Raw genomic sequence first — 12,890 nt, forward strand, 5'->3', positions numbered from 1 at the left:
CCATGTCAGGACTTACTCAACAGGATTTTCATGCGGTGATGAACCGCGCCAAGGCCGGTGGTGTGACACTGCCTGCGTCCGTCAGTCGCCTCTATCTGGCCAATGACGCGCAGCCGTTGCCGTCCACGGTGACCAACGGCGGCATTCCCGCTATTGTTGCCGGCGGCATTGATCCGACCATACTGAAAACCATCTTCGCACCAACGCGCGCGGCTGAAATTTACGGTGAACGTAAGCTGGGGGCCTGGGAGCTGGATTACCATCTGATTGGCCGCTCGGAATACTCAGGCGAGACTGTGTCTTATGGCGATTACAATAATAACGGCGCGAACCAGGTCAATATCCAATGGGAGAATATCCGCCAGTATCGTTACCAGAGCATGATCACCTATGGCGATCTGGAAGTGAAACGTTACGGTTTGGCATTGGTTAATTATGTGGCTGAAAAGCAGAATGCCATTGCCAATACATTGAATATCGTGCGCAACAAGTTCGCTTTCTACGGCGTTTCAGGCGTGAACCACGGGGTGCTGAATGATCCGTCCCTGCCCACGCCGATCACCCCCGTGGCGAATGCCAGTAAGAAAACGCAGTGGAAAGATAAAACCATCCAGGAGCGCTATAACGATATTCTGGCGCTGTACGGCGATCTGGTCGGCCGCACTCACGGTGCCGTCGGGGATGGGGTAGATATGGCTTCGCCGTTAAAACTGGTGCTTTCTAACCAGGCGTCGGTCTACCTGAAAAGCGCTAATGAAAGCTTTAATACCTCGCTGGAAGACATGATTAAGAAAGCCTTCCCAAATCTGGTGATTGAAACCGCGCCGCAGTTCAGTACCGATGCCGGTGAACTGATGCAGATGTTCCTGCCGGAATGGGGTGGCCAGCCGTCATGCTATGTGGCCTTCTCGGAAAAATACCGCGCGCATCCGGTCATCACCCAGCCGTCAAGCTGGGAGCAGAAAGTGTCCGCCGGAACCTTTGGTACCGTCATTACACAGCCGATGCTGTTTGCTCAAATGTTGGGGATTTAATCATGGCACAAAAAATCATTGTTGGATGCCGCCTGCCACACGGTCTTAGCGTCACGGTTGATGGCGTCCGCGTGAACTTTAGCGGCGCCAGTCGCGGCGTTAAATCTGAAGAGGGGGTGTTTACGCCCTTCGGTGTAAATGGCTGTGGTATTACCCGTGATGTCGATGCCGAGTGGTTCGACACATTTTTGGGGCTTTACGCCGCCGCGCCTTATGTCCAGAAGGGATTGATTTTTCAAATCAAGTCCGAAAACGCCATTCATGATACCACCCGTGAACGCAAAGGGGTAAAAACCGGCATGGAGCAGGTGGTGCCGAAGGTGCTGTCGTCACGGAGCGCGTGTAAATGGCGGCGGTCACGCTTGATATCCCCCGATTTCGGGCGTGGTATCCTCGCTTTAGCAATGTTACCAATGACGCACTCGTTTACCTTTTTGACCTGGCCTGTATGGGGTTTGATAACAGCGATTTTTCGCTCGAATCCAACCTCGATAAACGCGAGCGCCTGCTGTATTTGCTGCTGGCCCACCTGGCCTATGGCCGCTATGGTGACGCGGACGGTCATGGTGGTGAGGGGGCTGTGGGACGTATCGGCAGCGCCAGCGAAGGCAGCGTCAGCGTCTCTTTTGATATCGGCACTGGACTGCCCTTTGACGCCGTCTGGTATATGCAGAGCGAATATGGGCAACTCTTCTGGCAGCTGACCAAACCCTACCGGCTGTTTGCCTATTTACCCGGCGAAACAGGAGGGGCACGTTGCGTAAGATGAAAGCCCTTCTTGACGCGCAGGAGAAGCAGCTTCAGTCACGCAGACTGAAAGTGGGCTTTGCCGCAGGCGCAACCTACCCTGATGGCACGTCGGTGCCGGTGGTGGTTTATACGAATGAGGTGGGGCGACCGGAGAAAAGACAGCCTCCACGCCCTTTTTTCCATATTGCCATCGCTGAACATCAGGTGGACTGGGTGCGCACCTGTACTCGGGCGTTACGTGCCGGCGTAGACACCGATACGGCATTAAATCTGGTGGGCGAGCAGGCGGTTGCGGATGTGCAGACCTCAATCCTGGCGCTGTCATCCCCACCATTGGCACAGAAGACCCTTTACCGGCGGCGCACGCGGCAATCGCCGCCCAAAAACCTTAACGATGATCCTCTTGTTGATACACGTGTGATGTTAAACAGCGTCACGCACTGGGTAGGAGGCGAGGATGAACCTGCATAAGCTGGCCAGCCGGGCGATTGGCCGCGTCAATCCGTTTATTGAGGCGCGCGTACGTCGCGCGTCCGGGTGGACGGCGTCACCCGGTGCCAGGCAGAAACCCCAATACCAGCCAGATCAGCGCGTCTCTATCCAGTTTCAGCCCTTATCATCCGATGATCTGCAGCATGTTGACGGCCTGAATCTTCAGGGGATAGTGAAGTCCATTTACGTTGACGGCAATTTTTATGGGGCAGTACGCCGTGAGCAAATAGGCGGCGATCTGTTTCTTGTCAATGGCGAGACCTGGCTGGTTGAACAGGCAATAGAGCTGTGGCCAGACTGGTGCCGGCTCCTGGTCAGGAGGCAGGATGATGCAAGTGACCTTAACGCTGGATGATATCCTTGATGTGCTTCAGGCATTTCTGGTCGGCAACATCGGGATCGGTGAAGTCTGGTCGTCACAGGTTAACCGGGTCCCCATGCCCCATGGCGATGTCGCTATCATGACGCCGTTGTTCTTCAAGCGGCTAGGGACAACCTGGGCGACGAACCAGGATACCGGTAATACCGACAGCAGCACGGTGACGAAACACGTGCTACGCACCCTTGATGTTCAAATTGACCTTTACGGCCGTCGTGCTGCTGAAAACACGGTGATGCTGGAGACGCTGTTTCGTGATGGGTACGCCGTGGACGCTATCCATGCCCTTCATCCGGCCATAACGCCATTGTATGCCAGTGACGTTCGTCAGAATGTGTTTAATACCGATGCACACCAGTACCTTGAGCGCTACACCGTCACCCTGACGATGCAGACCCAGATTGACATTATCATTCCGCAGGCGTTTTTTGACCGGGCGGCGGTATCGCCTTATCAGGCAGACCAGGAGACTTTAGCATGATCCCCTTACAACGCGATTTTTCCATTACCCCGGGCGTCATCAGTGCGGCAGGCACGGCGCTGGATATGACGGGCTTGTTGTTGACCGGCAATGACCTGGCCCCAACCGGTAGCGTACAGGCGTTTTCCACGCAGGCCGCCGTGGGTGACTATTTTGGCGCTGCGTCGGACGAATACACGGCAGCCGGACTCTATTTTAACGGTTACGACAACGCCACGACACGGGCGAGTACGCTACTGATAGGCCGCTTTGTGACTGACGAGGCCGGTGCGTCGGCCTGGTTGGTCTCGGGCAGTTTCAAGGGCCAGCCCGTGACGGCATTGCAAGCGGTGAGTGGTAAGCTCAAGCTGACGGTTGATGGCCAATCCGTGACCAGCAGTGATATCAATCTGAGTGCAGTGACCAGCTATGATGCGGCCGCCGCCGCCCTTGAAACGGCGATAGGCAACAAGGTGTCAGTCAAATGGTTATCGGTCCAGCAGCGTTTTCGCGTCAGCAGCGTGAAAGCGGGCGCAGACAGCACGATAACCTTTGCCTCGGGGAGTGCTGCCGCGGCGCTGAAATTGACCGCTGACAGCGGTGCAGCGTTGTCTCAGGGCGCAGCCCCCTCAGTGGTTGCCGAAACGATGGATACCTTGACCCGAGCGCATCAGAACTGGGTATTGTTTACTACGCTGTTTGCGCCGACCACCGCACAAAGCCTGGCGTTTGCTGCCTGGGCGACGCAGCAGAACTACCGTTTTGGCTATATCGCCTGGGATAATACTTCGGCGGGAACGATAGCCAATAACCCCGACTGTCTGGCGCATCAGATAATGACGGTGAACGGCTATCAAAATGTTGCCATGATGTACGGCGATTACCGCTATGCCATGACGGCGCTGGCGTATGCGGGCTCACTGAATTTTGACGCCACCCATGGGCGCGTCTCCTATAAATTCCGCGCGTTTTCGGGTCTACCTGCGAATGTCACCGATGGCACCATCGCCGATGCGCTGGCGTCAAACGGTTACACCTATTACGGTAGGTTCGGGGCGAACAATATCGTCTATCACTATGCCTCAGACGGGGCCATCAGTGGTGCGTTTAAATGGCTCGATACCTTTCTGTGCCAGGTGTGGATCAACGCCAACCTGCTCGGGGCTTTCGCCACTGTTTTCACACAGAACCAATCGTTTCCCTTTAATGAAAAGGGGTATACCGCCTTGCGGGCCTGTGTGATTGATGTGGCGCAAAAAGCCCTGAATTTTGGTGCGATCCGCACCGGGATCACGCTGGACGCCTCACAGAGCCAGCAGGTGAATAATGCCGTCGGTAAAGAGATTAGTAACACGCTTTATGCTGAGGGATGGTACCTGGCTATCCCGCCACAGAGTGCCACGAACCGCACCGAGCGCAAATTAACCGGGGCAGTCTTTTTCTATACTGACGGTAGCCTTATCCAGCATATCCGCCTCGCCTCTCTCGACGTTATGTAAGGACAATTCATGCTTACGAATATTACCAGTGCCAATAGCGCACTGCGCATTGTGGTGCCCGAGTTTTACCCAGGGGGCTTCGATGTAGACGATTACGCCGCTGACAGCATGTTTGAAACCGCCGCGCTTGAAATGGCTGAAGATCTGATGTCCGCGGACGGCAAGTACCACGCCGGTTTTGTCTTCAATCCGACCGAGTTGACGCTCAGCTTGACGCCGACCTCGTCAGCCGCGACGCGATTTGATAACTGGTATGCCGCCCAGCGCGCCGCTATCACGATCTTCGCCTGTAATGCCATCTTGTCCATACCGGCCCTGGAAGCCAAATACAGCTTCGTTAACGGGGTGCTGTATTCCTGGCCCCCAGCCCCTGTAGGGCAACGTATTCTTGGCGCGCGCCAGGCCGTTTTTCATTTTGAGTCGGTGACCCGGAGTGCCCTGTAATGCGAAAAACACATGAGTATGTCGTGAAAGAGCAAAACCGTGATGCGGGCAAGGTGTTTATCATCACCAAAATGTCCGCCGTGGCGGGTGAATATTTGGCTGAAGAGATGTTCAGAGTCATGGGCCAGTCACGTTTTTACAGCATTCCGCCCGAGGTGGTGCAGATGGGCACGGCGGGGTTGGCGACAGTCGGCCTCACGGCCCTTGCCAATGCAGATCGTGAGGCGGCCAGGCTTATCAGCCAGCGACTGTTGTCCACGGTAAAAATACGGATTAAGCATGAGGGCAAGGTGATAGAGCGGGCGCTAGATCCTGATAATGATTTTGAGGAGATTTCTACCCTGCGCGCGCTTAAAGATAACGTTTTCAGGCTCAATTTCGATTTTTTAACCGTCGCCGCCGAATCGACTACCCCTGCCTGAGAGACGGCGGCAGTCCCTCGTCACTGGTCACGACCCGCAATATCTCCCCGCATATCGCCGCCGTGGTGCGTTCAGGTAAAGCGCGCTTAATTGAGCTGCAGCGGGATTACAGCGTGAAAGATCTGTGGGATTTTTTGGAAATGATAGCGGTGGAAAGCCATAACCACGCTGCCTGGCAGCATTACAGCGAGGTCAACCATGGACGTCGATGAGTATGTCTATGTCTACCGGGTAGACGCCCGCGATTTTCTTAACAACAAAAAGAAAATCGTCATTGCCCTGGATGATCTGGATAAACACACGGTACACAGTGGAAAACAGGTCAGTGTGCTCAGTAAACAGGTGGCCGCCAGTGGGCGGGAGGGGGTCAATGCCTTTTCTGCGCTATCCAAGGCGGCGCTGGGTTTCTTTGGCGTTTCCCTGACGCTTGGCGGCATAACGGGCCTGCTGGGCGGCATATCGCGCACCCTGACCCAGCTGGGAAACCAGTCCGCCTATCTGGCTATCCCGGCACAACGTCTTGATGGGCTGTCTCGTGCCGCAGAAGCCGCCGGCAGCAGTACCGGCGCAGTGATGACGCAGCTAAAAAACCTGCGCGATTCACAGGCATGGCTACGTGCCGGTATTACGGATGTCAATGACTATACGCTGGCGTTATCACAGTTACAGGGCGTCACCGGGGTAGACATTATCGGTGCAACATCGCCAGATGAGGCCTTCGCACGTGTTGGCCAGGCATTGCGATCGCTCAAAAACGCCGATCTGCGTCTGCAATACGCTAACCGGCTCGGACTCGACGCGGGCTTGCAACGCAGCATGAGCGACCAGACATTTGACCGTAACGCCAGCACATTTACCCGTAATTCACGTTTGACCCCCGCGCTGATTGCCCAGGCGCAACGGGTCAATGCCCAGCTCGAAGATCTGAAGCAACAGATGGGGATTTTAAGCCTGCAGGCGTACGACGCCATTATTCCGATAGCCGAAGCGCTGATGCCCATACTGAAAGACCTGATTAAATATGTTGCCGATCATGGCGATGATATTGCGGCCTTTTTCAAATCAGGCGCGGCAGGCATCCAGGACTTTACGGCGGCGGTCGGCGGCGCGGAAAATGCCATGAAGCTGCTGCTGGCAGCCTGGGTAGCGGTCAAAGCAAAAGGATTATTGACGGGTGGCGCGGTGGGGGCTGCTGGTAGGGCAGGGGCCCTCGGAGCGGCCCTCACGGCAACCGGCGCGTATGTGACCACCGCATCGGGCGTGGAGGTGTGGGAGCGACTCAAGGCATTAAAAGACGGACGACACTATGGCGGGATCGCCACACAAAGCGAAGAGATGCGTGAGCTTGTACGGCTGAAGCGTCACAATCTGGCGGTAAATAGCGCTCAGGTTGCACAGCATGCACAGTCTGCTCGCCTATCGAGGGGGATCCGCAACAACAATCCCGGCAACATTGAGTTTAGGAGGCAGCAGGGGGCGACGGGGAGTGATGGGCGCTATGCCATCTTCGAGACACCCTACACGGGGATCAAGGCGCTATCGGGACAGTTGATGCGCTATTACAGCGGACAAACCACCGGGCGGCCATTGCGCACCGTTAACGATATTATCTCTACGTGGGCACCGGCCGGTGAAAATAATACCGCCGCCTATATTGCGCAGGTGTCCAAGGCGCTAGGTGTTGAGGCGCATACGCGACTTGACCTTAATGATAACGCCGTGATGCAAAAACTGGTGTCGGCCATTATTCGGCATGAAAACGGCACTAACCCTTATGACGCATTGACCCTTGCCAAGGCGGTAGCAGACAGTCGTACCGACAATCCGCAGATGGCAGCGTACTACCCGCAGCAGCAACGCGCTCTCCAACAGGCGCAGACGGTCAATCATAGCCAGCGTGTCAGCCATACCGTAACGGAAAATCATATCCAGAACGTAAATGTGACGACGAACACGGCACAGGCTGATGTGCTGCTCGAGCAGATACAGCAAAAGGCGCGCCAATCGCAGCTGACCGCGCCGTATATCAGCGGCGTCATGCCGTAAAGGGGGTCCTATGGCGTTCGTTAATCGCAATAGGCTGAATATCAATGCCGCCACCCTGTTCAATGCCTTGGGCGGTGGCAGTCCACTCAGTATCATCAACAGTATCGTCGGGGCGTCTTACCGTATTCTAAAGCATAAGACGTCAGAAAATGCATTAGGGTTTGATGGCGTCGTGGCGCTGCAGCCCACCAAAGGGGCAAACATTCTTACTGCACCCGTGGCCCAAGGCCAGTACGGTGCCTTCAACAAGATCCAATCGCCCGGCAAGCTGACGGTCAGGGTGGTGATTAACGGCTTTACCGGATATGCCGGCTCAATACCGAATCTGGCTAACCTGACGCTGACCAGCCAAAGCGATATCCTGGCGGCCATCGACGACATGATCGCCAATACCGATCTGTACGATATTGAAACACCGAAAGAAACGTTTGTCAGCTATGATCTGGTGGGCAAGGACTACAGCGTGACAGCAAGAAACGGCGTCACCTTGCTGGTCGTGGATCTGTTTTTTCAGGAGGTGATACAGGCGACAGAGGTCGTGCTGTCCTCCCCGGCGACGCGTAACCGCCCTGCCGCCAATGCCACGGCGAAGAGTGCCAGTGCGGTCACTGAATCGGTACCCGGTAATACCCGTAGTGTGAGCCTGGATACGGTGAAAGCGGTACCACGCAGCGGACAGCCTGTTCCCGCGCCGGGCAATACCCGCGCACTCAAGACGGTCGGGCAATCGCCGCAGGCGGTCGGTAGCGCCACCGGCAACGCCCTTCGTCAAGATATTCACGCTATCGCGCAAGGACTTTTCTGATGCTGGAGATGTCACTTAGCCCCCTGAAAGCCCAACAGTTTACCGTGGGGCTGGCGGGGCAATCCTGCCTTATCCGCCTGTTTCAAATGCCCAACGGCCTTTATCTGGATTTGACGGTAGAGGGCAAGCCGTTGCTTCAGGGGATCCCCTGCCTGAATATGAGCCGTCTGGTGCGATATGGCTATCTGGGCTTTGCCGGTGATCTGTTTTTTTCAGACCGGGAAGGGACGGAGGATCCGGTTTGGTCACAGCTGGGCGATCGCTTCCGGCTTTTTTATCTGACGGCGGATGAACTGAATGTATGAGCATAAAACATTAAGTGTGCGTTTTACGCTGACTCAGGGGGCTTTCGATAACCACAATACCGATGAAATTACCCTGAGCAACGTCAAGGCGCAGGTGATCATGCGCGCCTGTACCGGAATACAGGGTTTTACCGCCGAGATCACCCTGCGCGGGCTGTCGCTGACACTCTTGTCGATGCTCTCCAGCAAGGGGCAAGGTATCTATACTGGCTCACCGGATACGCTGCGGATCGGCCTTTACCACAAAGATGGGCAGATTTTTCAGGGAGGCATTGTGTCGGCGTGGGCGGATATGAATGCCGCTCCAGAGCCGGCCCTTCACCTCTATGCGGTGGCCGCGCTGGCGGCAAGACAGCGGGCGGCACCCCCCTTTACCCATCAGGGCGCAGTGAAACTGACCCGTATGCTTAGCGCCATCGCCCGTGCCGCTGGTATGGGGGTGGATCTGCACGATGTGCCCGGTGTGGCCAATAATCCCTATTACGAGGGCAGCCCCTTTGAGCAACTGATCCATATCTGTTTCGATTACCGCCTCAGCGCCTTTGTGGATGAGCAGAATACGTTTCATGCCTGGGTAAAACAACGTGATGGCCTGCGTCCGCACATCAGCCCGGCACATGGCCTGATTGGTTACCCGGTCTTTACCCCCCGCGGGATCCTGTTTAATACCGTCTACTCCCCGATGCTGAGTGTGGGCAGGGCGGTTTATCTTGAGACTGCATTACCGAATGCCACAGGCAACTACATTATTTTTGCCGCCGATCATGTGCTGACCACCTGGAGCGAAGGCGGGGTGTGGCAAACGGTCTGCCAAGCAACCAAGGAGAGTGTCACCGATGACAACGCCGTATATCCGCGCGGAATACAGCAATAGCGATGCGGGCAGTATTGAATTTATGATTGAAAAAATGCTGACCGGTAAGGTGTTTATTGAGCTGGCATGCGTCAATGCCTGTGATCCGGCGGCACAAACTGTCGATGTGACCTCGCTGGTTAACCGCGCCGATCCCGAGGGCAAACCGATAACGCACGGCACGGTCTACGGTGTCCGTTTCCTGCGCTGGCAATGTGGCGGGAGTGCCATCATCATGAACCCGGAGCCGGGGGATATCGGTCTGTTTGCTGTCTGTGACCGGGATATCAGCCTGGTTGTCGCCAACCGCCGGGGAGCGTTGGCGGGTAGCCAGCGTCGCCACTCGCGCACGGACGGTGTTTATCTGGGCGGTTTGCTGAATGCCTTTCCGACGCAATATCTGGAGCTGGCGAAAAACGCGATCAATATCGTTACCCCCAATCCGGTCAATGTCTCGTGCCACCATGCCACCCTCAAGGCCCCGGAAGGGGTGACCATCGATACGCCGCTAGCGGCCTTCACGGGTGATATCGTTGACCATGCCGGCAGTAATAGCGTGTCGCTCAAAGACTTGCGCGACCATTTTAACCGCCATCGGCACGACGTACAGGGTGTGGAGAGCGGCAGCAGTCGCGTCACGTCTGCACCGCCCGATATTCCGACGGAGTAAGCATGCTAACACAGTCACTGAAATTGCATTCACAGACGTGGGATATCACGCTGGACGGGGCCGGTCATCTTGCCACGGTGTCCGAGGCGGCCGCAGTGGCACAGGACGTGGCGAGCGCCTGTAAAACGTTTTTGGGCGAGGTGTGGTTCAATGACAAGCTTGGCATACCGTGGATGAGTGAAATACTGGGTAAGCCCACCACGACCACCTTTATCCAGGCGCAGCTTGAACAACAGGCGATGAGACTGCCCTACGTGGCGCAGGCCAGAGCCACCGTCATAGCCCATCGTGATAAGCGCGGGGCCAGCGGCGTTATCGCGGTGGTCGATACGAATGGAGAAAGCAGCCAGGTGTCTTTATGAACGAGAAAACCTTAACGACTGCGGTACCGGGCGTCACTCTCACTGCAGCGGGTCTGGCTATTCCCGATATTGCCGATGTGCTGGCGGGTCGCCTGGTGGATTTTGATGCTGCGCTGGGCAGTAGCATGAGTCGTGAACTGACCACGCCACAGGGGCAGATAGCCAGCAGCGAAGCGGAAATCATTGCCGAGGTGTATGACCGGCTGCTGTGCCTGTTTAACCAGATTAACCCGGATTATGCCGCTGGGCGTTTTTAGGATGGTATCGGGCGGCTTTATTTTCTGAAGTGCGTTGCCGGACGGGGCACCTTGGTAACGGCGACCTGTAGCGGCGCGGTGGGGGCGGTCATTCCCGCAGGCAGTGTGGCGCAAGATACGCGCGGCTATCAGTATGTTGCGGTCAATGCTGCCACCCTGCCCGCGAGCGGCAGCGCTGGTTCCAGAATACGACCCAGGGGCCTATTCCCTTCGGTGCCGGGGAGTTAATCCAGATTTACCGGGCTGGTCGGCCATCACGAATCACGTCGCCGGCGTGTTGGGCAATGAGGTAGAAGGCCGTACGGCGTTTGAAGCGCGCCGGCGTCGTTCTGTCGCCGCGAATGCGCGCAATCTGGATGTGTCTCTTCAGGAGGCGCTGCTGGCGGTGCACAGGCCGATATTGCCCAGGCTATTTTCAACAACAAGGCCCTCGGTTGCGAGATGAACAGCGATACGCATTACACCGTTCAACATACCGAGGGCTACAGCCCACTGTATCCCGAGTATGCCTTGCAGTGGCAGACGGCAAAGCCCACCACGGTGTCTTTTCGGGTGACGCTGCAAAATCAGCGCACTGAGCTGCCCGCCGATACCGATAGTCGTATCCAGCAGGCGATTATCAAGACGTTTACCGGGCAGGACGATATCAACGCCGCGGCGACCATCGGGGCACTTATCCCTGCCGGGCGGTTTTATGCCGGTGTGCCGCCGCTGACCCGGTCAGGCTGAATATCGCGGTGATAGAGCTATCACTGGACGCTCAGCACTGGTCGTCGGGGGTGACGCTGGGTATTGACCAGGTGCCGGTGACGTCAGAGACGGCTATTCAGGTGGTGACGGCTGAACTACCTGAAGACGATACAGGCGTAGTATGCAGCATCACTGGCGTTAAACGCTGTGATAGCCACCTTTGAGCAGGCCGTCAGTCTCGAGCGCTTTACCGACACCTTTTTAACGGCGTTATGGGATATCGAGACGGCACAAACCTATGGTCTGGATATCTGGGGAAAAATTGTCGACGTGTCGCGTTATCTGACGGTGGAAGATACCCCGGATTATCTGGGCTTTGACGAAGTTGAAATCACCGCCATTGACGGCTACCCGCAGCCGTTCGATGTGTCACCGTTTTATGCCGGGCTGCAACCCTCATCGGTGGTCAGATTAACCGATGATGCCTACCGCAAGCTGATACGGGCAAAAGCCTTTAGCAATATTACCGATGCCACTATCCCGTCGGTTAACCGCTTTTTGCGCATTCTGTTTACTGACCGGGGCAAGGTGTACTGCACTGACGGGTGGGATATGGCCATGAACATTGTGTTCGAGTTTCCGCCGACGCCGTCTGACCTGGCGATACTGAAAACGCTGGCATTGTGCCGGTACCGAGCGGGGTAGAGGTGCGATTTATCATTGCGCCGACGCTCAATCTGGGCTTTGCGGCAGACACCTATACGATGGATGAGGGCACCTTTTACTGAATGACCTGCGACATACAGGTTTTTTATGGGAGTTTACATGAAATCCAGCCATACCCCCACCAAACACGCGATACCGTTCGGGCAGAACGGCAACAAGCGTGATATCCCGCTGGAAAGCAAAACCGGCAGCGGCGAGGCCTCGCTGAGTCTGGGCTTTCCGCCGGAAACGATGGTGCCCAAAGTCTCGGGCGGCATTCCGCCCAGCGGCAAGGACTTTAACGGTATCCTCAATGAACTCTCGGCGATGGGTCGCTGGGCCAATGCCGGGGCGGGTTACCCGTTTGATGCGGCGTTTGCCAACGCCGTCGGCGGTTATCCTGCCGGTGCGAAAATCCCGAACGTGGAGAACAGCGGTTTCTGGCTGAACACCGTCGATAACAATAACAATCTGGATAATCCCGAGGTGGCAGACGACCGGCTGACGGGCAGGGTACCGGCAGAAAACTACGGTATTGCCACGCTATCCGGGCTGGTAAAGGCGGATGTGACGCTGACCACGTTACAGTCGGCCAAGGTGCGTATCGTGCTTACAGGTGAGCTGAAGGCCAATATGGCGGTCATTTTCCCCGCGTGGCAGACGAGCTGGACGGTGGTGAATCAATGCACGGGCAGTGGCTCGCTGATTTGTCGCACG

At 56.3% G+C, this 12,890-nt stretch carries 19 protein-coding genes; 18 read left to right on the plus strand and 1 reads right to left on the minus strand.

Translation table 11 applies throughout. The features are described from left to right. Positions 1 to 2: 2 nt before the first annotated feature. Complete coding sequence (locus SGP1_RS06415; RefSeq protein ID WP_011410616.1) at positions 3 to 1,034, plus strand: hypothetical protein; 1,032 nt, start codon at positions 3 to 5, stop codon at positions 1,032 to 1,034. Here SGP1_RS06415 and SGP1_RS06420 read toward each other — a convergent pair. Next, on the minus strand, positions 1,031 to 1,297 hold the full coding sequence (locus SGP1_RS06420) for a hypothetical protein (RefSeq protein ID WP_041866692.1): 267 nt from the start codon (positions 1,295 to 1,297) through the stop codon (positions 1,031 to 1,033). The genes SGP1_RS06415 and SGP1_RS06420 overlap by 4 nt on opposite strands. Before the next feature lie 83 nt (positions 1,298 to 1,380). Between SGP1_RS06420 and SGP1_RS06425 the strand changes: the two genes are divergently transcribed. From SGP1_RS06425 to SGP1_RS06495, 17 genes are all read left to right on the plus strand, one after another. Beyond that, complete coding sequence (locus tag SGP1_RS06425; RefSeq protein WP_041866693.1) at positions 1,381 to 1,803, plus strand: DUF4054 domain-containing protein; 423 nt, start codon at positions 1,381 to 1,383, stop codon at positions 1,801 to 1,803. Continuing rightward, positions 1,791 to 2,255: a hypothetical protein gene (locus tag SGP1_RS06430; protein ID WP_011410617.1), complete on the plus strand. Its 465-nt coding sequence runs from the start codon at positions 1,791 to 1,793 to the stop codon at positions 2,253 to 2,255. Before SGP1_RS06425 ends, SGP1_RS06430 begins: the two co-directional genes overlap by 13 nt. Further along, positions 2,242 to 2,631: a hypothetical protein gene (locus SGP1_RS06435; RefSeq protein WP_011410618.1), complete on the plus strand. Its 390-nt coding sequence runs from the start codon at positions 2,242 to 2,244 to the stop codon at positions 2,629 to 2,631. The genes SGP1_RS06430 and SGP1_RS06435 overlap by 14 nt, the downstream gene beginning before the upstream one ends. After that, positions 2,603 to 3,136 (plus strand): phage neck terminator protein, encoded by a 534-nt coding sequence (locus SGP1_RS06440; protein WP_148203396.1) that lies wholly within the window; start codon positions 2,603 to 2,605, stop codon positions 3,134 to 3,136. Before SGP1_RS06435 ends, SGP1_RS06440 begins: the two co-directional genes overlap by 29 nt. Next, positions 3,133 to 4,614, plus strand: coding sequence for a DUF3383 family protein (locus tag SGP1_RS06445; RefSeq protein WP_011410619.1), 1,482 nt, complete (start codon positions 3,133 to 3,135; stop codon positions 4,612 to 4,614). The genes SGP1_RS06440 and SGP1_RS06445 overlap by 4 nt, the downstream gene beginning before the upstream one ends. Before the next feature lie 9 nt (positions 4,615 to 4,623). Continuing rightward, on the plus strand, positions 4,624 to 5,058 hold the full coding sequence (locus tag SGP1_RS06450; RefSeq protein ID WP_011410620.1) for a phage tail fiber protein: 435 nt from the start codon (positions 4,624 to 4,626) through the stop codon (positions 5,056 to 5,058). Next, positions 5,058 to 5,480 carry a hypothetical protein gene (locus tag SGP1_RS06455; protein ID WP_041866696.1) on the plus strand — a complete coding sequence of 141 codons (423 nt, stop codon included), beginning with the start codon at positions 5,058 to 5,060 and terminating at the stop codon, positions 5,478 to 5,480. Before SGP1_RS06450 ends, SGP1_RS06455 begins: the two co-directional genes overlap by 1 nt. A 198-nt stretch (positions 5,481 to 5,678) precedes the next feature. Continuing rightward, on the plus strand, positions 5,679 to 7,526 hold the full coding sequence (locus SGP1_RS23555; protein ID WP_011410621.1) for a hypothetical protein: 1,848 nt from the start codon (positions 5,679 to 5,681) through the stop codon (positions 7,524 to 7,526). A gap of 10 nt (positions 7,527 to 7,536) precedes the next feature. Next, on the plus strand, positions 7,537 to 8,331 hold the full coding sequence (locus SGP1_RS06465; protein WP_011410622.1) for a hypothetical protein: 795 nt from the start codon (positions 7,537 to 7,539) through the stop codon (positions 8,329 to 8,331). Then, on the plus strand, positions 8,331 to 8,636 hold the full coding sequence (locus tag SGP1_RS06470; RefSeq protein ID WP_011410623.1) for a phage baseplate plug family protein: 306 nt from the start codon (positions 8,331 to 8,333) through the stop codon (positions 8,634 to 8,636). The genes SGP1_RS06465 and SGP1_RS06470 overlap by 1 nt, the downstream gene beginning before the upstream one ends. Further along, entirely contained in the window at positions 8,629 to 9,510 is an 882-nt protein-coding gene (locus SGP1_RS06475; RefSeq protein ID WP_011410624.1) for a hypothetical protein, read from the plus strand. Before SGP1_RS06470 ends, SGP1_RS06475 begins: the two co-directional genes overlap by 8 nt. Further along, positions 9,473 to 10,159: a hypothetical protein gene (locus SGP1_RS06480; protein WP_050747461.1), complete on the plus strand. Its 687-nt coding sequence runs from the start codon at positions 9,473 to 9,475 to the stop codon at positions 10,157 to 10,159. Before SGP1_RS06475 ends, SGP1_RS06480 begins: the two co-directional genes overlap by 38 nt. A 2-nt stretch (positions 10,160 to 10,161) precedes the next feature. Then, the gene (locus SGP1_RS06485) at positions 10,162 to 10,521 is read left to right on the plus strand and encodes a hypothetical protein (protein WP_041866697.1); all 360 of its coding nucleotides are present in this window, start codon (positions 10,162 to 10,164) and stop codon (positions 10,519 to 10,521) included. After that, complete coding sequence (locus SGP1_RS31665; RefSeq protein ID WP_050747462.1) at positions 10,518 to 10,778, plus strand: hypothetical protein; 261 nt, start codon at positions 10,518 to 10,520, stop codon at positions 10,776 to 10,778. Before SGP1_RS06485 ends, SGP1_RS31665 begins: the two co-directional genes overlap by 4 nt. Positions 10,779 to 11,219: 441 nt before the next feature. Beyond that, the gene (locus tag SGP1_RS31360; RefSeq protein ID WP_050747463.1) at positions 11,220 to 11,507 is read left to right on the plus strand and encodes a hypothetical protein; all 288 of its coding nucleotides are present in this window, start codon (positions 11,220 to 11,222) and stop codon (positions 11,505 to 11,507) included. Between the two features lie 8 nt (positions 11,508 to 11,515). Further along, positions 11,516 to 11,692, plus strand: a complete 177-nt coding sequence (locus SGP1_RS30635) for a hypothetical protein (protein ID WP_158302346.1) — start codon at positions 11,516 to 11,518, stop codon at positions 11,690 to 11,692. Next, positions 11,676 to 12,173: a DUF2612 domain-containing protein gene (locus tag SGP1_RS06495; RefSeq protein WP_050747464.1), complete on the plus strand. Its 498-nt coding sequence runs from the start codon at positions 11,676 to 11,678 to the stop codon at positions 12,171 to 12,173. Before SGP1_RS30635 ends, SGP1_RS06495 begins: the two co-directional genes overlap by 17 nt. Positions 12,174 to 12,890 lie beyond the last annotated feature (717 nt).

The organism is Sodalis glossinidius str. 'morsitans', assembly GCF_000010085.1.
Taxonomy (GTDB): Bacteria; Pseudomonadota; Gammaproteobacteria; order Enterobacterales; family Enterobacteriaceae; genus Sodalis; species Sodalis glossinidius.

Coding starts and splice junctions, on each gene's coding strand:
- SGP1_RS06415 (WP_011410616.1), top strand. CDS start 3: ATGTCAGGACTTACTCAACAGGATTTTCATGCGGTGATGAACCGCGCC.
- SGP1_RS06420 (WP_041866692.1), bottom strand. CDS start 1,297: ATGAATGGCGTTTTCGGACTTGATTTGAAAAATCAATCCCTTCTGGAC.
- SGP1_RS06425 (WP_041866693.1), top strand. CDS start 1,381: ATGGCGGCGGTCACGCTTGATATCCCCCGATTTCGGGCGTGGTATCCT.
- SGP1_RS06435 (WP_011410618.1), top strand. CDS start 2,242: ATGAACCTGCATAAGCTGGCCAGCCGGGCGATTGGCCGCGTCAATCCG.
- SGP1_RS06440 (WP_148203396.1), top strand. CDS start 2,603: ATGATGCAAGTGACCTTAACGCTGGATGATATCCTTGATGTGCTTCAG.
- SGP1_RS06445 (WP_011410619.1), top strand. CDS start 3,133: ATGATCCCCTTACAACGCGATTTTTCCATTACCCCGGGCGTCATCAGT.
- SGP1_RS06450 (WP_011410620.1), top strand. CDS start 4,624: ATGCTTACGAATATTACCAGTGCCAATAGCGCACTGCGCATTGTGGTG.
- SGP1_RS06455 (WP_041866696.1), top strand. CDS start 5,058: ATGCGAAAAACACATGAGTATGTCGTGAAAGAGCAAAACCGTGATGCG.
- SGP1_RS23555 (WP_011410621.1), top strand. CDS start 5,679: ATGGACGTCGATGAGTATGTCTATGTCTACCGGGTAGACGCCCGCGAT.
- SGP1_RS06465 (WP_011410622.1), top strand. CDS start 7,537: ATGGCGTTCGTTAATCGCAATAGGCTGAATATCAATGCCGCCACCCTG.
- SGP1_RS06470 (WP_011410623.1), top strand. CDS start 8,331: ATGCTGGAGATGTCACTTAGCCCCCTGAAAGCCCAACAGTTTACCGTG.
- SGP1_RS06475 (WP_011410624.1), top strand. CDS start 8,629: ATGTATGAGCATAAAACATTAAGTGTGCGTTTTACGCTGACTCAGGGG.
- SGP1_RS06480 (WP_050747461.1), top strand. CDS start 9,473: ATGACAACGCCGTATATCCGCGCGGAATACAGCAATAGCGATGCGGGC.
- SGP1_RS06485 (WP_041866697.1), top strand. CDS start 10,162: ATGCTAACACAGTCACTGAAATTGCATTCACAGACGTGGGATATCACG.
- SGP1_RS31665 (WP_050747462.1), top strand. CDS start 10,518: ATGAACGAGAAAACCTTAACGACTGCGGTACCGGGCGTCACTCTCACT.
- SGP1_RS31360 (WP_050747463.1), top strand. CDS start 11,220: ATGAACAGCGATACGCATTACACCGTTCAACATACCGAGGGCTACAGC.